The sequence below is a fragment of the Chitinophaga sp. CF418 genome (genome assembly GCF_900142925.1).
Taxonomy (GTDB): Bacteria; Bacteroidota; Bacteroidia; order Chitinophagales; family Chitinophagaceae; genus Chitinophaga.
Map to the genome: position 1 here is coordinate 327,590 of NZ_FRCN01000011.1, position 24,389 is coordinate 351,978.

Sequence of the window (24,389 nt, forward strand, 5' to 3'; positions counted from 1 at the left end):
TGCCTCAGTTGTAGGTTATAGGTTAAATTTCCCCTCCACAAACTTACCTATCAATGGTATAGGGCGCTGCGCCTCGTTGGACGCTGTTATTATTCCCATCAGCATCAATACAAACGGGCACAGCGAAATAATATAGAACAGGGTGGCCAGTGAAGGCAGTATTCTTAGCAGTACACCGCTAACAATACTTAACACTATAGAAAAAAGAATTATACCTATTGATTGCGTAAGGTGATATTTTACCAGTGGACTTTTATCGTCGGACTTACGATATGACAGATAGGCAACTACCCATCCGATAATAGTGATATAGGCAACTATGGCCATCGTGCGGTTTGTCATGATATGATGTTTTTTGATACGGTGCAAACCTAGTCAGTACTGTAGGGAAAACCATAAAAACAGCAACTACATTGAGGCTACATCAACAAATGGGTGCGTCTACAAAGCGTCTACGAAAAACTATAACTTACATGATTTTCAACCAATTAATATTTTATCACTTTTTAAAACCTGATTCTTTTACCTATTTTTGAGGGGATGTTACGAAATATTATAACCATATCATTATTATTAACCTGCTTACCCACGCTTACGTTTGCCCAACAACGGTATAGGGATTCTCTTGAGCAAAAGCTTTCTCAGGCCAATTTGTCAGATTACGAGAAAGTGATCGTTCAATGTAAGCTGGCAAGAGCATATTTTGAAACGGACCTTGATAAGGCCATTGCGTTCACAAACGATGCCGCTAATGCCCCTGGAGCTGATGCGAAAGCCTGGCTCTATGCAACAAGGATACACCTGCTTGTACAAAAAAAGAATAAACCGGCAGCATATGCCGCCCTGGATAGTGCCCTTCTTTATGTAAACCAGGCGAAAGATCCCCTGGCGAAAGGTATGGTCTGGCTTAGGAATGGATGGTTGGATATTATTGATAACGAAAATGATCTTGCCGCTTCCAAATTGCTGAAAGCGGTTGATTGCTTTAAGACACCTGCCGGAGCACCATACGCAGCGCTTACCTATCACTATCTTGCCAGCATTTATAGTTATGGAACAGATACTGCCAGACAGGGGAATTATGCAAAAGAATGCTATGTCCAGGCGCTGAAGAGTGGCGAACCGGATGTATTGAACACCGCTTACTATACAATGGGACAGTATTTCTATGACTGTTATAAACTAAACTCATGGAAGCAACTGCTTGATTCAGCATTATCTTACTATAACAAATCAATAGCGCTTAGCAACCACGAAAAAGGCCGGATAATATTACGAAGCAATACTGCCGCTGTTGCACTGAACACTGCCAATATCTATTTCCAGCATTACCCATCGTCTTTCCGGGACAGTGTATACCGCTACCTGGACATAGCCGAGCAGATCGCTACAGAAACCCGGCTAACAGAAATACTGATCAATTGTTATGGAATGCGCAGTGAATACGCCCTCCGGAATAATAAGGCAGATGAGGCAGAACAGCTGTTGTTGACTGCACTCAGCGAGGCAGATGCTTCCCCGGTTAAAATGCCACTCACCCAATCCCGGATATATCGTGCACTGGTAAGAGTAGCAGAACAGAAAAATGACGCAAGACTGGCCTTGTCATACATGAAAAGCTATGTATCCAGTAATGAGGCAGCATTTAACCAGGAAAAAATCAACAATGCGCAAAAGATCGATGCACGATACCGCGCTGCGCAACAGGCACAAAAAATTGCCTTGCTCGAACAGGAAGCAAGCTTCCGGGAAAAACGTAATCTTCTTTATATTGGCCTGGGAGCGGCAGGAATTGCGGCGCTGTCATTCCTGCTGATCTCTTATAACTATAAGCTGAAAGCATCAATGCGGAAACAGGAGCTGATAGATAAAGAAAAGGAGGAAGTCATTCTGAAGGTGAAACTGCAGGAAGCAGAAACTAATCAGCTGCTGGCAGAACAGGCCCTGTTACGCGAGAGGCAGCAGCGTCTGGAGAAGGAACTGCTGGCAGAACAACTGCTGAAGGAGGGAAAAAACCAGATCATGGAAATACTGGCAGATAAGCACACTAGCGGCAACGAAGAGATCAAAAAGCTTATCAAACGTCAGCAACAGCTTGATGAAGAATATGAAGATCACAAAACTGACTTTGTGGAGGTACATTCCGGCTTCTTCGAACAGCTGCAGCAACGCGCCGGCAGTTCCCTTACGAGACTGGACATGAAGTACTGCTCATATATACTGATGGGACTATCAAATAAGGAGATCTCAACACGGCTTAATATAGAACCCAAAAGTATCAGGATGGCCAGATACAGGATCAAACAGAAATTAGGCCTTGGAAAAGAGGACAGCCTCGATAATTTTATAAAAACTTTAGGCTAGGCAGACAAAAAAATACCATCTACTCATTTTTTGAGATAGTTAATGTGATCCCGCAAGGATATCTTTCCGTAGCACTACAACGAGACTACGGAATAGAAATGTATCCTCTATAAAGTATTTACGGTTAGGCTTATTGCGCCGGTAAAGCTCCCATATCAGTTTACAATATCCATTCTTCGAATGTCTGGTTCCCCGGCAGGTCTTCTGCCATTGCCTGCACCTTACCTCCCTGATAGCCAGGATTGTCTTTCCGGGTCGTATAAACCCATTCTATGCCATTTCTGCCCTGTAATGCATTCCCCTCTTCTACCAGGGTTCCTGCAGCCGTATAGATGCCTATAACGACCTGGTATACGCGGAAGTCGTCGGTAGCACGAACCCAGATCTTCTGCCCTGCTTTTCCCGTGTATTCTTTTGTTCTAAGCTCATGGATCTCCGGGGCATTGTAAAAGTCTTTTATCGCCAGATTATTGGCATTCTGACCGGGTTTTGCAACAGCCATGTAGGCGGCTACCATATCAGGGTCAGCCTTCACCTGGGCGGCATAATCGGTTGCATCGGTAAACCTGGACTGCACGTCCAGCTGTTTTGAGGAGAATTTGTAGCGTTTTCCTTTTTTAGCCTTCGCTTTACCCAGGATGACCTGTCCCGCTCTCTGTGTTACGGTCAGCTGTTTTCCGATAGTACCGGATACCTGGGCCAGCAGGAGATTGTTTTTAGCTCTTGCCATATAATTGGTTTTCAGGCGTTAACAAGAATAAGATAGTTGATATAGCAATATACTAAATATGGTTGACTTCGGCAAATATTCGTTTGCAATAGGCTTTTACGTCGTCCATGTCTCTATATCTCCATATTACTATAACGTCATCTGGATATCACTTTAGGCTCATATGTATATCGGTTCGATATAGAAATGTCGGTGAAGTGATATGGAAATGACGGTACCAGGATATGGAAGAAGCGGGAAAAGATGCATAACAAAAGGGCTTTGAAGCGATTTTAAACCCTTTTTGCCTTCTGGTTGCCGGTAGCCTAAAAAAGCAAAGGGCAGGCTGTATAAACACAACCTGCCCCTGAAAAATATATAGTATGTAGATCAGCTGACCATCATCGTCTTTTCTTCCAATGCTCCCAGATAGCTCTCAAAGCTCCTTTCTTCAAATGCCGTATAGAGCAAAGGCTCTATCAGTTCCAGCTCCATTAGGGCGAGTTTTCCATCTACTAAAACGCCATCCACGCGGGTATACAGCGCATCTGCTGCAAAACGGCGTACCAGGGCTGTTGCATCTTTGATCACTGCAGCATCGGGCTGCACCCCATTGATAGTAGCGCCATATTGTGGCTGCACGCGGAAATCACCCTCCTTTGGCTTTTTCACGATCGCATGACTGAAACGGCCGCCAAAGAAGACGAGCGACCACTCACCTGCATGGATCTCCTTTAAGAATGGCTGGGCAATAAAAGCTTCCTGACGCAGTAATTCATTCAGGGGATGCTTCGCTAATTCAGGATCTCCTTGCACCAATGTGAAGGTATTCTTTGAACCGCCGCTTACACATGGTTTTACAATGATCTTGTCCGTTCCCAGGCGGGTGAATAAAGTCGAAAGATCGGTCGTAATATCCTTTTCGAGGAAGATGGAAGGAATGATATAAAATCCTGCATCACTGATTTCTTTCAGATAATGTTTGTCTGCGTTCCACAGCACCATCTTCACCGGGTTTAATAAGCGCACTTCCAATGCGGAGAGTTTGTGCAACCAGGTCCTGAATTCTTCCAGCCTGTTATGATAATCATAAGGCGATTTCAGGATAACCAGATCGTAAGAAGACCAGTCGGCCTGCGGATCTTTCCAGTCTTTTACTTCCGTTTCCCAGCCACGGGCATTAAGGCTTTCGAGCAGTTTTTTGTCTTCATTCCTGGCCATCTCAAACAGGTTGGCAGGGTCTTCACATATCAGTGCTATTCTCTTGTTATCTGGCATAGTAATTTGTTTCTGCGTTACTATCATTCTGCTCCCTGTAAAGTATATACGCTACCGGCGCTTGTCTTCAGGGCATATGGGTAACCGGCGGATGGATCTTTCGGTTTCATCGGCGCCAGTTGTGCATTACCTGTGGCTTTCAGACGATTTTTTGATACGAGGTAACAGGTGCCTGCTCTTGTTGCATGCACTGTTACTTTAGTGATCTTCCCATCTTTCCAGCTCATGTCAATCGTATGGCCATCAAAAGCCAGTAAGCCTTTTACTTCGCCACTGGTCCAGCTATCAGGAAGAGCAGGCAGCAAATGTATAGCATTTGATTGTCCGTTCAGCAACATTTGTGCGATACCGGAAGTTCCGCCGAAATTACCATCTATCTGGAAAGGCGGATGTGCACAAAACAGGTTGGCATAAGTACCGCCTGCATCATGCATATCGATAGAACCTTTACCGGTGAGGGTCAGCAGCTCCCGCAATAACTTATACGCATGATTGCCATCTTCCAATCTCGCCCAGGTATTGATCTTCCATGCCTTGCTCCAACCGGTGCCACCATCACCTCTGATCTCCAGTGTGCGCTTAGCTGCATTGGCCAGTTCCGGTGTTGCTGATGGAGAGATCTGATCTCCCGGGAAGAGGCCATACAGGTGTGAAATATGACGATGCTCTACCTCAGCAGAAGCCCAGTCTTTATACCATTCCTGTAAGCTGCCATCTTTCCCCGTCTTAAACGGATAAAGACGATCGGCAGCGATCTGTAAAGAATCGCGCAGCGCATTATCTACCTGCAATACTTCACCGGCTTTGATCACATTATTGAACAGTTCACGAATGATCGTCATGTCCATCGTACTGGCAACTGATACTGCTTCCCGCGTCCCGTTTTCCAATACGAACATATTCTCCGGAGAAGTAGCCGGAGCAGTAACAAGATATCCGGAAGCCGGATCTTTTACCAACCAGTCCAGGCTGAAAAGCGCCGCTGACTTCATGATAGGATATGCCGTATCGCGCAGGAACTGTACATCGCCTGTATAACGATAATGCTGCCAGAGGAACTGACATAACCAGTTACCTCCCATCATCCAGTTAGCCCATTGCGGATCTCCTCTGCCGGTATCACCCACCGGATTGGAGATTGCCCATATGTCCGTATTATGATGTGCTACCCATCCGCGGGCATTATAAAAATTGCGTGCAGTATGCTGACCAGTTGCTGACAGTTCCTTCAGTAACTGGTATAGTGGCTTTTGCATTTCCATCAGGTTACACACCTCTGCCGGCCAGTAATTCATTTCTGTGTTGATGTTGATGGTATAGTTCGAGCTCCAGGGAGCGCGTAGTTCTTTATTCCAGATACCCTGCAGATTAGCAGGAGCGGCCTTTGTACGGGAACTGGAGATCAGCAGATAACGGCCAAACTGGAAATAAAGGCTTTCCAATGTCGCATCCTTCCCTCCTGCTGTATAACGCCGCAGTCTTTCATCTGTAGGCAATGTACTCCGATCAGCTCCTTCAAGTTGCAAGACTACTCTGTTAAAGAAAGCATGATAATCCTGCTCATGACGTTTCAACAGATTGTCATAAGATAATGCAGCCGCCTTTTTGAGATATCCGTCAACCAGCGCTTTTTCATCCAGACCTTCACTGTCCGGGCATTTATCATAACCATTAAAACTTGTAGCTGCCGTCAGTAACAATGTAACTTCCGTTGCATTCCTTACTGTGATACCGGAAGTATCTGTTGTAATGCTGCCATCAGGACTAACAGCACGCATACGCAGTTCATAACGCATACCATTGCAGCTACCGGGAGCCTCGTATTTAATAGGCTCTTTGTTGTAGCCTACATAGCTAGGGTCTGCATGAGAAGGCGCTTTACCTCTCATTGCAATCTCTTTTTTACCGGTCACTACATTACTGTATCTCAGCTGACTGGAAGTGGATGCGGTAAAGTTTAACTGACCTTTCTTACTAGCTTTAAGACGAATTACGATCACCTGATCGGGTGCTGAGATGAACATTTCACGGGAATAGGTAACACCCCCACTGATGAAACGGGTCACAGCTTTCGCATCTGCAATATTCAGATCGCGGTAGTACTGACTTACAGCTGTATCCTTCAGCTGCTGCCGGATGCGCACATCGCCTAATGGCAGGAAAGACTGGGAATAGGCACCCTGCATCTTCCGTAAAATACTATCCGCTTCATGATACTTTTCTTTGAACAACGCATCTCTCACTGCAGGTAAATATTTAACTGCACCGGGATTAATGTTGTTATTAACGGGTCCGCCGGACCATAAAGTAGCTTCATTGAGTTGCATTAACTCTTCACTGGTACCACCAAATACCATAGCTCCCAGTCTGCCATTACCTAATGGTAAAGCCTGAGACCATTCTATAGCTGGTTCCTTATACCAGAGTTTCAGCTTGTTAACGGGTTGCTGCGCCCGTAAATGACCTGTTCCTGCAAAAAGCAAAGACAGCAAAAAGAGACCTGTTCTGTTCATACACGTGAAAAAATAAAATTATTGTCGAATTAACAAGTTCTACTTTTTTAGCACGAAATGCAAACGATTGCGAAAAAAAGCGGGGAAACCTTTGGTTATCACTCATAGGGATATTACATTTGTTGTGTCAATCATATATTACCGGGATCGGATATTAGTTACCTCCAGCTCAAGTGAATGAATGAAATCATCCCGGAAAATGCTGATCAGCCAATATAAGCTCATACATCCAGCGAAAATTTCATCATAAAGAAATAAAAAAGTATTATAAGCAAGACGCTAAACTTTTTATGGACCTGAGTACCATAACGTGGAATTTTAGCACAAAGGTCGAATTCTTTCGACCTTTCTTTTTTTATTTACCTGAGAGAGTCTATATTGTAGAACATACATTTAAAATTCTATATCCGCGTTAATTACACAAGTGGACAAAAAACTATTTATTCTATTCCTGCTGGTATTCCTGCCCGCCTTACTGAGAGGACAAACAAGCGCGTCACAATATCAGCTGACCAGGATAGATATTACACAGGGACTTTCAGCTAACCAGGTCAATTGCATCCTGAAGGACAGTCGCGGGTTCATGTGGTTTGGCACCATGTCGGGCCTGAACCGCTACGACGGCTACAATTTCAAGGTATTCCGCCAGGCCCTCAGCGATTCCACCACCCTTTCCGATAACTTTATCAGCAGTCTCATGGAAGGCCCCGATGGCCTGCTATGGATTACAAACCGTAATGGTCAGAACATCTATCATCCTGATAAAGGGAACTTCCAGCGGGACATCCGGCCGGTGCTCAGGCAGTACGGAATTCCCGGCGACTCCGTTAGCCAGATTCTGAAAGACAAGACAGGTATCTACTGGTTTGTTGTACCCAGGAATGGTCTATTTGGTTATACACCTGCTTCACATAAAACAGCAAAGATCCACTTTAAAGCAACGGAGAATAGTCCCGTTGCAACCCTTGCTGAAGACTCCGCCGGCAATATCTGGATACTGCATGCAAATGGGCTCCTGCAAAGAATGGATGGCCGCAGTCACCAGATCGTTTACCAGGTGCAGATGCCGGAACAGGACGGCAGCAGCAAGCAGCAGGACTACCAGATGATGGCCGACAATGACAACGATCTCTGGATCTTCAGCAATTCTGATATACAGGGTATTTACTATTATAATCAGCGTCAGGCCACCTTTACGCATTATAACCAGAATACCGGTACAATAAGGCTCAACACAAATATTGTACGCGGTGTAGTACAGGATAACCAGGGCCTGATATGGATAGGCACAGATCATGGAGGATTGAATATCATCGATAAACAAAAGCAATCCATACAGTACCTCCTCAATAATAGTGAAAATCCTAAAAGCCTGAGTCAAAATAGTATCAATGCCTTGTACCGTGATAACTCCGGTATCATCTGGATTGGTACTTATAAGAAAGGTATCTGCTATTATCACGAGAATATTGTCAAGTTCCCTTTATACCAGCACCAGGTATTTGCAGCCAACAGTCTTCCTTATGATGACGTTAACCGTTTTGCGGAAGATGCGAAAGGTAATCTCTGGATCGGTACCAATGGTGGCGGCTTGATCTACTTCGACCGCCAGCACAATACCTATAAACAGTACCTGCACGAAGCCGGCAATCCCAATACGCCCAGCGGGAATGTGATCGTGAGCCTCTGGATAGATCGTACGCAGAAATTGTGGATCGGTTCATATTTCGGCGGACTGGATTGTTTTGACGGCAGCCGTTTTATCCATTATAAAAATGATCCCGCTGATCCCAATAGCCTCAGTGATAACAGCGTCTGGGAGATCTACGAAGATAGTCATCAGCGCCTGTGGGTAGGTACATTAGGCGGAGGATTGAACATACTTGACAGGACTACCGGCAAGTTCCAGCGTTTTGTCAACGGAGTGTCCAACACCATGCGATCACCGTATGTAGCTGCCATACTGGAAGACAGGGCCGGCAACATCTGGATAGGCACTGCCGATGGTATGGACGTCATGAACAAAACAGGTAAGTTCACGCACTATGGTACCATTGACAAGCAACCCGATGGGCTGAGCAATAAGAACGTCATCTGTCTCTTTGAAGACAGCCGCGGGCTGATATGGATAGGTACCCGTGAAGGATTAAACCTGTATGATCCTGCAACGAAAAAGATACGCATCCTGAGAAGAGAAGATGGGTTACCCGACAATACGGTACTGAACATCCTGGAAGCGAAGGATAAAACGCTATGGATGAGTACCGCCAATGGCATATCTAATCTCAGTGTACAAGGGCAATCCGCGGGGTATACCTTTCACTTCAAGAATTATGATGAATCAGACGGATTACAGGGAAGAGAGTTCAATGAAAATGCTGCCCTAAAAACCAGCAAGGGGGAACTGGTCTTCGGGGGAGGTAATGGTTTCAACCTCTTCTACCCGCATTCCATTGCTATCAATCAGAATGTGCCGCCCATCGTATTCACCGACTTCCAGATCTTTAATAAAAGTATGGCGCCGGGAGAAACCATCAACGGGCGTATATTGTTGCAGCAATCTATCACACAGACGCAAAAGATTACATTAAAATACAGGGAGAATGTATTCTCCATTTCCTTTGCAGCGTTGAACTTTTTTCATCCGGAGAAGAACCAGTATGCCTACATGCTGGAAGGCTTCAACAATGAATGGTTGACAGCGGATGGCAATCTGCGCAAGGCTACCTACACCAACCTCGATCCGGGCGATTATACCTTCCGCGTCAAAGCATCCAACAATGACGGCGTATGGACACCCGCTCCGGTGGAATTACATATTACTATACTGCCTCCATTCTGGAGAACGCCGCTGGCATTTATCCTGTATGCGCTGCTCATTATAGGAGCGCTGATACTGGCCAGAAGGATTGTATTGGAAAGGGAAAGACTACGCGCCCGCATTGAGCAGGAGAAACAGGAAGCGCAGCGTATACATGAACTGGATGCATTAAAGATCCGCTTCTTCACGAATGTCAGTCATGAATTCCGGACGCCCCTGAGCCTGATCATCACACCACTGGAAAAGATACTGGGTAAGGGACTGGAGAATAATCTACAGCAACAGCTGGTGCTGGTGCAACGCAATGCACGCCGCCTGCTCAACCTCGTAAATCAGCTGCTTGATTTCCGTAAGATGGAAGTACAGGAGATCAAGCTGTACACCAGTGAAGGGGATATTGTTGCATTCATAAAAGAGCTGACCACCTCCTTCTCCGACCTGTCGGAAAAGAAGCAGATACACCTGGACTTTCATAGCAGCATCAGGGAACTAAACATGTTATATGATCCGGACAAGATAGAAAAAATCATCTTTAACCTGTTGAGTAATGCGTTTAAATTCACCCCCGAACAGGGAAATATTTCTGTGGATGTGCAACTGCAACATGGGTCGGTGTTGGCCATTATAGTCAAGGATACAGGTATCGGCATTCCTTTGGAACAACAGGAGCGGATCTTCGAAAGGTTCTTCCAACACGACATTCCAGGCTCTATGGTCAACCAGGGCAGTGGTATTGGTCTGAGCATCACGCGTGAGTTTGTGAAGCTGCATGGCGGCACCATCTCTGTTGACAGCGCACCCGGTATGGGTAGTTGCTTTACTATTCTGCTGCCAGTACAGGGAATATCCGGCAAGGCTGTCACTACCGCGCCGGAAACAACAGCGATCATGTCTGCTGCTCCTGTCACAGAGACTACCCCTGTGACGTATACCGGTAAGAAACCGGTGCTGTTACTGATAGAAGATAGTGAAGATTTCAGGTTCTATCTCAAGGATAACCTGAGTGTTCATTTTCATATCATTGATGCACCCAATGGGCAGGTAGGATGGAATATACTGCAGCAAACAATTCCCAACCTGGTAGTGAGCGATGTGAACATGCCTGAAATGGATGGCCTGGAGCTTTGTCGCCGGATACGGCAGCAGCAACGCCTGGCACATTTACCTGTCATACTGCTCACAGCGCGTGCTTCAGAAGAAGATCAGCTGGAAGCGCTGGATAACGGCGCTACAGACTACATCACCAAACCATTTAACTATGAGGTGTTGTTGTCGCGCATCCGTAATATCATTACGCAACAGGCATCGCTGAAGAAAACTTTCCAGCAGCATATTGACGCACATCCGGAAGAAATAGCCATCTCTTCACAGGATGAGCTGTTTATTCAGCAGGCTTTACAGATCGTGGAAAAGAATATCTCCAATCCGGATTTCTCCGTAGAAGAATTAAGCCGCGAACTGCATATGAGCCGGGTATCTGCGTATAAAAAACTGTTATCCATTACAGGGAAAACACCGCTTGAATTTATACGCTCCATCCGTCTGAAAAGGGCAGCTCAATTACTGGGCAAAAGCCAGTTGACGGTAGCAGAGGTAGCGTATGAAGTAGGATTCAATAATCCTAAGTATTTTGCGAAATATTTCAAACTGGAATACGGCATACTGCCTTCAGCATATAAGAACACTTAAAACCGACTTCTATGCAAGCATTTCTCAACAAACTGGACAATCATCTGGCAGCTAAAAGGGCGGCTTATTATGCTACTTTACAACCGGGACTTTCGACGGAAGAAATAGCCGCACTTGAAAAGGAATTTAATGTAACGATTCCCGCAGATCTTCGGGCATTATATCAGTGGAAGAACGGACAGCGTGATAATTCTTATGAGGCATTTGTCAATAATTCCATGTTCCTGTCGCTGGAGCATGCCTTGGCCACAGCAAAGGAACATACATCCATGATAGGTTTTGACTTCGAGCTGGAGAACTGGTGGCATCCCGCATGGATACCAGTCTTTGATAATGGTGGCGGCGATTGTATCTGTTATGATACTGCAGGTGTGTTTACCGGCATCAGGGGACAAATTATTGAATTCTGGCATGCCGATAATGACAGGAACACCATCGCACCGGATCTTACCACGTTTATCATTTCCCTTAATCACCTGTATGATACTACTGCTGCAGCAGATTTCGATGAATACTTTGAAGTGAAAGCGCCTGATGGCTATCCGAAGGGTAATTATGCAGGAGAAGCTGAATGATCAGAAAAGCGTTTCAGGGAGATCATAAGTCCTTACTTCGCCGGAGTTATGCGTCAATAATAACTGACGTTGCTTAGTCAGTGCAACAGTAACAATCTCTCCTGCGTACTCAATCACTTCTTTGGGATTAGTAGTAGGCCGGCCGTCAAGGTCGTAGGCCCTGATCTCACAGCCTTCAGGGATGAGCTCTCCGGTGCAACGTAAACTCTTCCTGTCTATCAGTAATAACCTGCCAAAGCGTGTAAATGCAAGCAGTGTTTTATCGTTCACATACAATACTACATATTCAACACTGTCGCTATCGTCCGTAGTCGGGTATTCATTTCTCTCAGCGAACAATTCGTTACTTTCCAGGATAGCTGTCTTTTTTATTTCAGGAAAAGAGAACAAGCCGATTCCATCTTCATGATGGGGAGCTGTTACAAATTCTTTTCCGTCAGGAGAAAAGCTTCCCATGATCTTGTCATGGCATTCGGATATTTCTTCGCAGCTGATCTTCCCGTCCTCCAATCTCACCCGGTAGAATAAACTGGCATCCTGTCCGGCAGCGGCCTCGATGATCATCGCTTTATTATCAGGCGTATCGTAGAACATGTAGTTGTAATCCTGGTTTCCATCCATCATCCAGGTATCTGCAACTTTATAATCACATGCTCTTACTGCATATAAGATATCATTCTCCAGGGCAGAACTGCCTGGTATAATAAACCAGATCAGTTGTCCGTCGGATGAAAAAGCGCAGGGCGACCCGAGGAACTTACCCCATGGCTCATGCGGAAATGCCCACAACAAATTAGCGTCGAGGTCTAGTATGCGTATGGTCTCATTGCCTGAAAGGGCCATCATCTTTCCATCCGGGCTCGCAGTGATCATGCAGTTGACGTAGTTGATCGTCTGTGCCTGCAGGTCTTTCTTCCATACCTGATTGAATGAACTATCCAGCCGGATAACGTGTGGATCTTTATTAAAATTAAGCAGGTAGCCGCCATCAGCCAGCTCTGTTATACAGATGGGATTAGCTTCCAATGCTAACCGTTGATGGATATTGAGTGGTATTTGTGTAAATGTATTTCCCATATCTCGCGGTAACGCAAATTAATGGTAATATTCGATATTTTACGGCTCAGCATGGTACATCACATGAAATTAATACTGTCCGAATTCCCCCTTTAAGATGTCCTCTTCACACCGCTTTCGTACAGATTTCTAAGGGTAAGTTTGTTGCATCAACACACCTCAAAAATTACTGTTATGCAAAAGATCACTCCTTTCTTATGGTTCGATACCCAGGCGGAAGAGGCAGCAAAGCTGTATACTTCCCTGTTTAAAAATTCATCTATCGGAAAGATCAGCCGTTATCCTCCCGGTGTTCCCGGACAGGAAGGGAAAGTAATGACGGTAGAGTTCAGGCTGGACGGACAGGATTTCATTGCTATGAATGGTGGACCTCATTTTTCTTTTACACCTGCAGTGTCTATGTTCATCAAATGTGAAACGCAGGAAGAAGTGGATAGACTGTGGGATGCCCTTACTGAAGGCGGCACTGAAGACAGATGCGGATGGCTGAAGGATAAATTCGGCTTATCCTGGCAGGTTGTGCCAAACGGTTTGCAGGAATTACTGCAGGATAAAGATCCCGGCAGGGCTCAAAGAGCTGTCACTGCAATGATGCAGATGCAGAAACTGGATATTGGGGTGCTGGAAGAAGCGGCAGCGGGATGAGATGAGATTTTATTTATAACATGAAAAGCCTGCCGGTTAAGTGGCAGGCTTTTTTTTTAGATTCAAATAAGTTTATATCTGTTTCAAAGTCTTTTTTGACTTTGCGGATTTTACAGCTTTAGCAGCTTTAAATATCCGGGCAGTTCTATTATCATGGTATTTTTTACTGGCCTCAGATCTTTCTTCCTGCACACCAATAAAACCAATTTCATCAAGTTTATAATAGTTCTTATTACCCATTGAAATAGTCTTTAAAGTATGATTTTACTAATTTTCTGACAGCTAGGGTAAGTATACCCAATCTTTAAAATCCCCCTGACATCTTTTTTTGAGACTTCCTCCAAAATGGTATCTTTTTTTAGTCCCGTGGAAATGTCCTCTATACAATCGGTTATTTTTGTCAATAAAGAAACTGTTTTCTATTGTCATTTGGATTAACACTTAATTTACTTCTTTAATGGTGGTTTGATTATTTAGCGATGTTACGAAACTGCCAATTGCCACTAGTTAATAAGAAGTTAAAGATTTAAAATTTATCATATGACGAAGTCAACTAATCAATTTAGATGCTAACATAGCACCATGCCTTAACAAATCATACCCTTCCTTTTATCAAATGCCTCCTCCCTGCCGCCAGGCACTTAACATTTATACCCCTAATCAAAAACAATCCCCTCCCCTGGGTCTTAAAGCGGACTGCTAAATTTGTCTCAACACGTTAGTAATAGAACCTATTAATAATATATTCTATCAGCTGCCAACAATAATTATCAGATCAATTCCATGGATATGAAGAAAAAGAGACTACTCCCGGTCCTGGCATTTACCTTTTGCATGCAGTTCTGCTATGCAGGAAAGATTGAAAGATTTAAGGATGGTTTGCTCGTACGGTTAGAAAAGACTACCGCCGGAGGAGTTAAACAGGTAAGATTACAGGTAATTACTGACAACATTATCAGGGTAACTGCCAGCCCGGCAGATTCCATTTCCGGAACGCCCAGCCTGATGGCTGTGGTAGGCGGTACCCGGGAAATAAAATGGACCAGCGAGGAGAAAAACAACCAGGTTACATTAAAGACAGGCACATTAACCGCCAGCATTGATCTGACTACCGGAGAGGTTGTATTTAAGGATCTGAAAGGACAGGTGATCCTGCAGGAAAAACAGGGCGGCGGAAAGACCTTCACTCCTGCCGTAATCGACGGTAAGCCGCTTTATAAATTACAGCAGGTATTTGAATCGCCCACCGGAGAGGCATTTTATGGATTGGGTCAGCACCAGACAGGATTAATGAACTACAAAGACCAGGATGTAGACCTCACCCAGTACAACTCTGTTGCCGTGATACCCTTCCTGGTATCCAGCCGGCATTATGGTATACTCTGGGACAACTACTCTATTACCCGTTTCGGAGACGAGAGACCGTATGAGGAACTGGGCAGTCTCCAGTTATCTGACAAAAATGGCAAGCCTGGTGGCCTGACCGCTACCTATGCCCTGCGGAATAAACCAGACAGCATTTTCCTGCAACGGCCGGAGTCGCTGATCGACTTTACCTTTCTACCTGATCTGAAGAAAATGCCGGCAGGCTATCCGATGGGAAAAGGAGTGATCACCTGGGAAGGAGATATCACATCACAGACCGGCGGACAGGAGAAATTCTATATGACGGCTTCAGGTTACATCAAAGTATGGATAGACGGGGAGTTAAAACTCGATAAATGGAGGGAGGGATGGAACCCTGGCCCCTCCGTTTTCCGTCACCAGCTCGACAAGGGAAAGAAACACAGACTTAAAGTGGAATGGATCCCTGAATCTGACCAGGCATTTGTTTCTGTTAAACATCTCTCCCCTACTCCGGCAAAACTGCAGAACAAGGCAGCGCTGACATCAGAAGCTGGCGAAAAGATAGACTATTATTTTGTGTATGGCCAGCAGACAGATGATGTCATCAACGGCTATCGTACCATCACCGGTAAAGCAGCCATTGTTCCAAAATGGGCATTAGGTTACTGGCAAAGCCGGGAACGTTATAAGACACAACGTGATGTGATCAGCACTGTCCTGGAATTCCGCAAAAGGCAGATCCCTCTGGACAATATCGTAATGGACTGGTCTTACTGGAAAGAAGATGCCTGGGGTAGCCAGGAATTCGATCCCGCGCGTTTCCCTGATGCAAAAGGCATGATAGATTCCCTACACAATATTTATCATACCCATTTCATGATATCCGCCTGGCCTAAGTTCTATAAGGATATTCCGAACTACAACCTCTTTAACGAAAAAGGCTGGCTCTATAAACAAAGCATTAATGATGGCATCAGGGACTGGATCGGCCAGGGATATGTGTCCACTTTCTATGATGCGTTCAATCCCGGCGCCCGTAAGCTGTTCTGGCAGCTGCTCAGCAAACACCTGTTCAGCAAGGGAGTGGATGCCTGGTGGCTGGATGCTACAGAGCCGGATGTGTTGTCCAATGCCACTATCAACTATCGTAAACAGTTGATGAACCCTACAGCACTGGGACCATCTACACAATATTTCAACACCTATGCCCTCATGAATGCAAAAGGTATTTATGAAGGTCAGCGCCAGGAAAAACCAGACCAGCGCGTGTTCATCCTGACACGTTCAGCTTATGCCGGCATGCAGCGCTACGGAGCAGCCACCTGGAGCGGAGACATTGCCGCACGCTTTGATGAACTGGCAAGACAGATACCAGCAGGATTGAATTTCGGCTTGTCTGGTATGCCTTACTGGACAACAGATATCGGAGGATTTTATGTAGAGGATAAATATGACCAGCCTGATCCGCAGGGAGCAGACCTCCAGGAGTGGAGAGAACTGAACACCCGCTGGTTCCAGTACGGTTCCTTCTGCCCACTGTTCCGCTCGCATGGACAATATCCTTATCGCGAACCGTTCAACATCGCGCCGGAAAACAGTGTGGAATTGACGTCAATGGTCTATTATGATAAGCTACGTTATCGTTTGATGCCGTATATTTATTCTCTTGCAGGACAAACCTATCATCGTGGATATACCATGATGCGTGGGCTGGTCATGGATTTTGACAAGGATACAGCTGTCAGGAGCATTGGTGATCAGTTTATGTTTGGTCCCGCACTGCTGGTAAATCCGGTATATACTTACAAAGCTCGCAGTCGTAAACTATATCTCCCTGCCAATACCGGCTGGTACGATCTTTACAACGGCACTTATACCGAAGGTGGACAATATATTACGGCGGAAGCTCCGCTGGACAGGATCCCCCTATATGTAAAAGCAGGCAGCATTGTTCCTTTCGGCCCGGCTATGCAATACACAGCACAGCGTCCGGCCGATACAATCACTCTTTATGTATATACAGGAGCCAACGGAAAATTCACACTCTATGAAGATGAGGGTGTCAATTATAATTACGAAAAAGGACAATACAGTACCATCAACCTCACATACGACGAAGCCGGCCAGACGCTGACAATAGGCAAACGGGAAGGTAATTTCCCCGGCATGTTGCAGCGCAGGACCTTCCGTATTGTGAGAGCAGGAAAAGATAAACCAGTGAGCATGGATTTCGACAACAGGAATGCAACCGTCATCCCGTATGATGGTACAGAAAAAAAGATCTCATTAAAAAATCAACCACGTACATGACAAAAAAGAAGTTTTGACAATTAACACGTTGTGAATTGTATTCACGTATGACCATCAGATAAAAACATCCCGTAACTACTAACATTCTAACATTATGAAAACTGCTTACAAAATCAGAGATTTTGTGACTGCCTGCATGATCCCCGTTTCATGCGGATTAAGCAGCGTGCTGCTGATGACGATGCTGTTGCCCGTCAATGTGGCAATGGCGCAAACAGCGAAAAGAGCGCTTTCCGGTAAGGTAACTGCCGGAAAGGATAATAGTCCATTGCCCGGCGCCAGCGTGCGTATCAAAGGCACCAACAATGGCGCTATTACTGACGCTAATGGTAGCTTTAACCTGCAGGTAAGCGATAGCGACTCGCTGGAGGTGACACTTGTGGGTTTCACCAAACAGGTGATCTCTGCAAGAGGCAAGTCCACGCTTACTGTGAATCTTTCCGAAGGCGCTACCGGTCTGGACGAGATCGTGGTGGTAGGTTATGGTACCGAAAAGAAAAAACTGGTGACCGGCGCTATTGACCATGTAAACACACAGCAGCTGGAACAGAACCACGCACTGCGTGTAGATCAGGCCTTACAGGGACAGACACCTGGCGTACAGATCACCGCAACTTCTGCTCAACCGGGAGAAGGCATGAAAGTGCGCATCCGCGGTACAAGTACTGTTGGTAACGCTGATCCTTTATATATCGTGGATGGTGTGCCTACTTCCGACATCAGCTACCTGAACGCTTCAGACATTGCAGCGATGGATGTACTGAAAGATGCGGCATCTTCCGCTATCTATGGTGCAAGGGCTGCTAATGGTGTGGTGCTGGTTACCACACGTAAAGGCCGTGCAGGAAGTATGAAAATGTCTTACGACTCCTACTATGGTATACAGAATCCTTCACATAAAGTATCCCTGCTCAATGCACATGACTATGGCGTGATCATGAACGAGATGGCCATTAATTCCGGCTCCGTTCCTTATTTCACCGTGGATCAGCTCAGCAAACTGGGTAAGGGTACTGATTGGCAGGAAGCGATCTACAATAAGAAAGCACCAATGCAGAACCATTCCCTGGCATTTGCAGGCGGAAATGAGACCTCTGTGTTCTCTTCTTCCGTTGCCTATACCAAACAGGACGGTGTCATAGGCTTAAAGAACCAGTCTCAATATGACAGGCTCTCTTTCCGTATGAACAGCGAGCACAAAATGTATAAGGACATTGTGATATTCGGCGAAAACGTGACCTATACACAATCCCGTAAAAGAGGTGTTGGTGTGGGCAATATCTACGGCAATGCTATCCGCTCTGTGTTCACAGTAAGTCCGCTGTTCCCTGTATACAACCCTGATGGTAGTTACGCAAAATCTACTTTTAACGTAGAAGAGGCTAACCCGGTGGCAGTAATGGATTATCAGAACCAGAACAAATCCAAGACCGACCGTATCATGGGTAATACTTACCTGCAGGTATCTCCCATTAAAGGACTGACATTACGTACAGACTTCGGTATTGATATGAGCAATAACGATTCCAGAAGTTATACGCCAATATACGATCTGTCTACGAACGTGGTGAATGAGCACTCCCGCGCTACACAGGGCATTTACCGCACACATACCTGGAACTGGGATAACACCATCAACTACCAGCGTGATTTCGGTAAACACAATGTAGGTGTGTTGGTAGGTATGAACTCCAATGAGACCAAAACTTCTTACCTGTATGGTTACAAACAGGACCTGACCAAAGAAGGGCTGGACAATGCTGTTATCGACAACGGTACTACAGACAGCACACAACGCATCTTTGGGGCAGACAGCTCCGCTACTATCTATTCTTATTTCGGACGTCTCAGCTATTCTTATGCTGACAAATATATGTTCACCGCTGTGGTAAGATCAGACGCATCTTCCCGTTTCGGACCGAACAACCGCAGAGGTACTTTCCCATCCTTCTCTATTGGCTGGGTACCTACCAATGAGGATTTCTTCAAACTCTCCTGGCTGGACTTCCTGAAAGTACGTGCAGGCTGGGGACAGAATGGTAATCTTCCTACGGGATATTATCAGTACCTGTCCACTATCTCAACACAATATCTGGGTTATTATTTTGGCAGCGGCGACAATCCTTATATCGGAGCAGCGCCTATCAAGATATCCAATCCTGACCTGAAATGGGAAACTTCAGAACAGGCTAACGTCGGTATCGATGCGACATTATTCAGAGACTTCAACCTGACAGTGGATGTATACCGCAAGACGACAAAAGACTGGCTGGTACCAGTAAACGTACCTGCTGTTTCCGGGGCATCAACAGTACTGATCAACGGAGGTAATGTACGTAACCAGGGTGTGGAGGTTTCCCTGGGCTACAATCATACCTTCCATGGTCTGACGGTGGGTGTGAATGGTAATATCGGTGTGAACCGTAATGAAATCACCGATATCCCCAACCGGGAAAAGATCATCAACGGATCAGGGGGAATAACCTACGCGAGTATGCCGGAATTCTACCGTGCACAGGTGGGCTTCCCTATGGGCTATTTCTACGGATATAAGACAGCGGGCATCTTCCAGAATGAAAGTGAAGTGGCCTCCTATGTGGGCAAAGACGGTAAGAAAATACAGCCTAATGCCCTCCCCGGTGATGTTCGTTTCCAGGACCTCAATGGAGATGGTGTAATAGACAGCAAAGACGAGACGCAGATCGGTAATCCTTATCCTAAGTTCACCTATGGTCTGAACATCAACCTGGGTTATAAAGGGTTCGATTTCTCTGCTTCGCTGTATGGTAACTATGGCAACCAGATCTGGGATGGTACACATGATTTCTCCCGTCCGCTCAGCAACTACACCACAGAAATATTGGGCCGCTGGACTGGTGAAGGTACCTCTAACCGCCTTCCCCGTGTAACAGATGGCGCTGAACTGAACCAGAACTGGATCCGTTCTTCTGACCTGTATGTACACAATGCGTCTTTCCTGCGTATAAAAAGCCTGAACCTGGGATATGATTTCAAAAAGGTATTGCACACATTGCCTTTACAGCAGCTGAGATTATACGTTTCTGCTACCAACCTGTTCACCTTTACTCCTTATAAAGGCGTAGATCCTGAAGTAGGTTATGGTCCTACCGGATGGGCTTCTGGTATAGACCTGGGTACTTATCCACAACCTAAAACAGTACTGGTTGGCCTGAACGTTAAATTCTAATCCGGTAAATCAATCCACATGAAAAAGATCTTTGTATCCATTATAGCAATTGCACTTCTTGCGGCCTGCCGTAAGGACTTCCTGGAGCTTTCGCCTGTAGATGAACAGACGGAATCCTCCTTCTATCAGACACCGGCACAGGCCTTACAGGCGCTGGTGTCCATATACAATCAGCTCAATATCGGTGACTATGATAATATTCACCTGGTATCCGAACTGGCCAGTGATGACTGCTTCGGCGGTGGTGGTACTTCTGACCTTGTATGGAAACAGTGGGACCGCTTCCAGGAAGCATCCAATATGAACCTGGGGCTGTGGCAGAGAGGTTACACAGGCATCTACAGAGCCAATGTATTACTCTCCAAGATAGACGGTGTTAGCTGGGGAGCAGACACTACCCTGAAAACCACTTATACTGCTGAAGCCCGCTTCCTGAGAGCGTACTTCTACTTCGACCTCGTGCGTGTATTCGGTAATGTTCCTCTGACAACCAAACCACTCACTGTTTCCGAGTACAATATACCGCAGGCTGCTCCGGCTGATGTATATAAACAAATAGCCGAAGACCTGCAGTATGCAGCAACTAACCTGCCTGCTACCGCCTATCAGGGTATCTCTCCTAACAACTATGGCCGTGTAACCAAATGGGCAGCACAGGCGCTGTTAGGCCGCGTATACCTGTATTATACCGGTTACTACAATCAGCCGGACCTCGCTGGTGTTGTTACCAAAACCCAGATGATCAGCTACCTGGAAAACATCATCAATACAAGCGGCTACGGACTGGTAGACAGCTTCCCCCGCTTGTGGCAGGCATCCGGAAGGTCTTTTGTGGGAGAAGATAATAAAGAAACTGTCTGGTCCATCAAATTTACCTACAAAGGCCTGGGTAGCTGGGACCAGCATAATGGTAACCGCATGCAGGTAGACATCGGTATCCGCAGCCAGGTACTTGATCCTTACTACAAAGGATGGGGCGCCGGTACTGTAACACCCAAATTATGGAATGCCTACGATGCTACCGATACCAGGAGAAGCGCCAGCATCATTTCTATCGAAGGTGAAAACCTGACAGCATATTCTCTCGGTGACCAATCACAGTACACCGGTTATTTCTGGAAAAAATATATGCCGCTGAATGATGGCAATGCAGATAGCAAGGGAGGTAATTTCCAGATCGACAACTATTTTGATGATGTTATTATCCGTTATGCAGACGTGCTGCTGATGGCGGCAGAACTGAATCTTGATGTTGATCTCTCTAAAGCGCAGAACTATTACAACCAGGTTCGTGACAGGGCATTCCTGAATACCACCAGCCGCAAAACACTGACCGGAGATGCCAATGGCAAAAAGCTGATCATGGAAGAGCGTCGCCTGGAATTTGCACTGGAAGGACAGCGCTATTGGGACTTACTGCGTCAGGGTGTAAGCGTTGCCAAAGCCGCTATTGATAACAGCAACAGCGATAACCAGTTCGATGTGAATTTCCGCACTGAAACACAGGGACTGTTTAAGATCCCTGAACAGGAAATCAATCTGTCAAGCGGTGTTTATAAACAAAATACCGGCTGGGCTAACTAATGTCGAATCATTCAAAAAACTGCATTATGAAAAAGTTTATCACCTTATCCCTGCTTGCATTATCGGCTATGCTGGTATCCTGTACCAAGGAAGATGAAGAAAGCCTTGGCGGACCATCCATCGCCAAAAGTGATGTGAAGTTCTCCGTTACACAGGAACAGGGACACGACAATATAGTAATGTTAAACAGCCTTACGCAAGGTGGTTATATCCCCTACTGGGAATTTACCGGTGGTTTCTCCAAAAAGAAACAGGATACTATCAATCTGCCTTTTGCGGGTAACTATACCATCCGTTATACCATCTATACACAAGGCGGTCCAACATCTGATTCTACCAAAATCTCTGTTTCCGAGAATGATCCTGAATATTTTGCCAGCCCTATGTGGAACTTACTGGCAAATGCGCAGGACGGCAAGACATGGGTATGGGCATCTGATATTCCCGGAGGCATCTGTTATGGTAACGGCTCTGGCGGAGCAACAGCGCCTGAATGGTGGCAGAACGGTATCGCCTATCTGACATCTGAGAAAGTAGCTGCAGATGAAATGACCTTTGATCTGAAGGGTGCGAAAAACTATACGTTCACACATGCGGGTGTTTCGCAGAAAGCAATATTCGAACTTGATACTTTAAATAAGACATTGAAGATAACAGGTAGTGATATCAGCCTGGGTAATAAAGTTACTTACGTTGTCGTAAAACTTACTGCCGACGAACTCACCCTGGCACAGCAGGGTGATGGCTGGAGGAACATCTGGATGTACAAAAGGAAGGGATTTAATTATTAGTTTACGGGATTTAAGATGGAAGAAAAAAGGGATGAGGTTTCGTACTTCATCCCTTTATTTTTTTTTTGAAAAAAGTTGAGAGAAAATTTTGAGATCCTGAGAAAAGGTGTAATTTAGTGATAGAGAAAACGCCACCCCTGATGATCACACGTCAGGGGTGGCGTTTTTTTTATAGTGATATGTTCAGCATAAAAACCATTGTTTAAGACAAAGCCTACGGGAATGCATTTAGATCATTATTTGTTTAGATTAACTTCAAAGACAGTAACAATGACTGAGTATGAATTTACAAGTATTGGGCCTAAGGGGCCGATTAGAAAGACTATACTGTTTGCAATGATGGAATATAACTACTATAACCTTGCATTTGGAGAAAAGAATCCACAAACAGGGAATGTAGATGATAACATCAATTCCGGAAATAATGACCATGAGAAGATATTGACAACTGTGGCTGCAGTAGTTGAAACCTTTATAGCAGAACATCCTGAAGCATACATATATGCAAAGGGTAGTACACTCTCAAGAACAAGACTATATAGGATCTGTATTACTAAGTACTGGAATGACATTACTAATCAATTCGACGTATTTGGGTTACAAAATGACCAATGGCAGGATTTTATCCAAAACCAAACATACAGTGCATTCTTAGGCAAGAAGAAATCTTTCGAAATAATAAACAATTAAAATTATCATTCATGGAAACTACAATCTCAAAAAGGAAAAAAGTTGGAACATTCACTTCCCAAAAAAAGGTTGCTACATTAGATCACCCACTGCGTCAAACGACGCTTGAAGAAGTTTTAGAAAAAAGTCCTTTTATAAGAAAAAAACATGAAGATGCAATAGCCACATTGAAAAGATGTCCTTTTCCTGAAGAACTGTTGTTGAAGCGTTACAGAAAATAAATTCTTTCCGTTAAATCATCATTCATGGAAAATGCAATCACAAAAGGGAAAAGAACAAGAACTCGTGAGAGAAATGAAGATATCATGGTTTCTGCACGGCCTGATATGGCTCTTGAAGAGGTTTTGGAAGCATGTCCCTTCACAAGGAAAAAATATGAGGATGCGGTGGCACAGGTACCCAAATAAAAAGAAGCCGTCTCAAAAGTAATTTGGGATGGCTTCTTCTTTTTATACAGTTTTTTAAATAAAAGGAGCCGTTTTGTTAACCATATAATGTTTATTGTGTTATAGGGAGTATGGCAAGAGGCAAAACATTATCAGTTGTATTTAAGAGCAATCACCAGAACCAGGGGATGCTGTTACCACCAGATTTGAATGATCTGATTCCAGCTAATCATCCAGTCAGAACAGTCAACGATATTTTGGATAAAGTTGATATCACAAAGTTAATCCAACAATATAAGCCAGGGGGAACCAGTAGCTATCACCCACGTATGTTGTTAAAGGTCCTGGTCTATTCCTACATTAATAATATATATAGCAGTCGTAAAATAGAGGAGGTTGTTA

At 45.1% G+C, this 24,389-nt stretch carries 18 protein-coding genes; 12 read left to right on the top strand and 6 right to left on the bottom strand.

Annotated features, from left to right (window positions below):
• Positions 1–15 precede the first annotated feature (15 nt).
• Positions 16–342, bottom strand: a complete 327-nt coding sequence (locus F3I09_RS23995) for a DUF4870 domain-containing protein (RefSeq protein ID WP_149697589.1) — start codon at positions 340–342, stop codon at positions 16–18.
• Between the two features lie 309 nt (positions 343–651).
• On the opposite strand from F3I09_RS23995, the gene F3I09_RS24000 reads away from it, so the two are divergent.
• Positions 652–2,364, top strand: a complete 1,713-nt coding sequence (locus F3I09_RS24000; RefSeq protein WP_223233360.1) for a LuxR C-terminal-related transcriptional regulator — start codon at positions 652–654, stop codon at positions 2,362–2,364.
• A gap of 160 nt (positions 2,365–2,524) precedes the next feature.
• Here F3I09_RS24000 and F3I09_RS24005 read toward each other — a convergent pair whose 3' ends face one another.
• The 3 genes from F3I09_RS24005 to F3I09_RS24015 form a co-directional block, all read right to left on the bottom strand.
• Positions 2,525–3,094 carry a hypothetical protein gene (locus F3I09_RS24005; RefSeq protein WP_149697591.1) on the bottom strand — a complete coding sequence of 190 codons (570 nt, stop codon included), beginning with the start codon at positions 3,092–3,094 and terminating at the stop codon, positions 2,525–2,527.
• A gap of 369 nt (positions 3,095–3,463) precedes the next feature.
• Positions 3,464–4,351: a RimK family alpha-L-glutamate ligase gene (locus tag F3I09_RS24010; protein ID WP_188133935.1), complete on the bottom strand. Its 888-nt coding sequence runs from the start codon at positions 4,349–4,351 to the stop codon at positions 3,464–3,466.
• Between the two features lie 23 nt (positions 4,352–4,374).
• On the bottom strand, positions 4,375–6,864 hold the full coding sequence (locus tag F3I09_RS24015; protein ID WP_149697593.1) for a glycoside hydrolase N-terminal domain-containing protein: 2,490 nt from the start codon (positions 6,862–6,864) through the stop codon (positions 4,375–4,377).
• A 424-nt stretch (positions 6,865–7,288) separates the two neighbouring features.
• Here F3I09_RS24015 and F3I09_RS24020 point away from each other — a divergent pair, with 424 nt between their 5' ends.
• Both F3I09_RS24020 and F3I09_RS24025 read left to right on the top strand, forming a co-directional pair.
• Complete coding sequence (locus tag F3I09_RS24020; protein WP_223233361.1) at positions 7,289–11,374, top strand: two-component regulator propeller domain-containing protein; 4,086 nt, start codon at positions 7,289–7,291, stop codon at positions 11,372–11,374.
• An 11-nt stretch (positions 11,375–11,385) separates the two neighbouring features.
• The gene (locus F3I09_RS24025; RefSeq protein ID WP_149697594.1) at positions 11,386–11,949 is read left to right on the top strand and encodes an SMI1/KNR4 family protein; all 564 of its coding nucleotides are present in this window, start codon (positions 11,386–11,388) and stop codon (positions 11,947–11,949) included.
• Here F3I09_RS24025 and F3I09_RS24030 read toward each other — a convergent pair whose 3' ends face one another.
• Positions 11,950–13,026 (bottom strand): WD40 repeat domain-containing protein, encoded by a 1,077-nt coding sequence (locus F3I09_RS24030; protein WP_149697595.1) that lies wholly within the window; start codon positions 13,024–13,026, stop codon positions 11,950–11,952.
• A gap of 174 nt (positions 13,027–13,200) precedes the next feature.
• On the opposite strand from F3I09_RS24030, the gene F3I09_RS24035 reads away from it, so the two are divergent.
• Positions 13,201–13,671 carry a VOC family protein gene (locus F3I09_RS24035; RefSeq protein ID WP_149697596.1) on the top strand — a complete coding sequence of 157 codons (471 nt, stop codon included), beginning with the start codon at positions 13,201–13,203 and terminating at the stop codon, positions 13,669–13,671.
• Positions 13,672–13,743: 72 nt separating this feature from the next.
• On the opposite strand, the gene F3I09_RS34175 is transcribed toward F3I09_RS24035, so the two are convergent.
• Entirely contained in the window at positions 13,744–13,911 is a 168-nt protein-coding gene (locus tag F3I09_RS34175) for a hypothetical protein (RefSeq protein ID WP_188133936.1), read from the bottom strand.
• A 549-nt stretch (positions 13,912–14,460) separates the two neighbouring features.
• Here F3I09_RS34175 and F3I09_RS24040 point away from each other — a divergent pair.
• The 8 genes from F3I09_RS24040 to F3I09_RS24070 all read left to right on the top strand — a co-directional run.
• Positions 14,461–17,328, top strand: a complete 2,868-nt coding sequence (locus tag F3I09_RS24040) for a TIM-barrel domain-containing protein (RefSeq protein WP_149697597.1) — start codon at positions 14,461–14,463, stop codon at positions 17,326–17,328.
• Positions 17,329–17,422: 94 nt separating this feature from the next.
• Positions 17,423–20,536, top strand: coding sequence for a TonB-dependent receptor (locus F3I09_RS24045; protein WP_149697598.1), 3,114 nt, complete (start codon positions 17,423–17,425; stop codon positions 20,534–20,536).
• 18 nt (positions 20,537–20,554) lie between these two features.
• On the top strand, positions 20,555–22,120 hold the full coding sequence (locus F3I09_RS24050; RefSeq protein ID WP_149697599.1) for a RagB/SusD family nutrient uptake outer membrane protein: 1,566 nt from the start codon (positions 20,555–20,557) through the stop codon (positions 22,118–22,120).
• Between the two features lie 26 nt (positions 22,121–22,146).
• On the top strand, positions 22,147–22,911 hold the full coding sequence (locus F3I09_RS24055; RefSeq protein WP_149697600.1) for a hypothetical protein: 765 nt from the start codon (positions 22,147–22,149) through the stop codon (positions 22,909–22,911).
• A gap of 270 nt (positions 22,912–23,181) precedes the next feature.
• The gene (locus F3I09_RS24060) at positions 23,182–23,601 is read left to right on the top strand and encodes a hypothetical protein (protein WP_149697601.1); all 420 of its coding nucleotides are present in this window, start codon (positions 23,182–23,184) and stop codon (positions 23,599–23,601) included.
• 11 nt (positions 23,602–23,612) lie between these two features.
• Positions 23,613–23,822: a hypothetical protein gene (locus tag F3I09_RS24065; protein ID WP_149697602.1), complete on the top strand. Its 210-nt coding sequence runs from the start codon at positions 23,613–23,615 to the stop codon at positions 23,820–23,822.
• Positions 23,823–23,846: 24 nt separating this feature from the next.
• Positions 23,847–24,008 (top strand): hypothetical protein, encoded by a 162-nt coding sequence (locus F3I09_RS34180; RefSeq protein ID WP_188133937.1) that lies wholly within the window; start codon positions 23,847–23,849, stop codon positions 24,006–24,008.
• Positions 24,009–24,118: 110 nt separating this feature from the next.
• The coding region (locus tag F3I09_RS24070; RefSeq protein ID WP_149697603.1) for a transposase at positions 24,119–24,389 on the top strand (271 nt) is incomplete at its 3' end.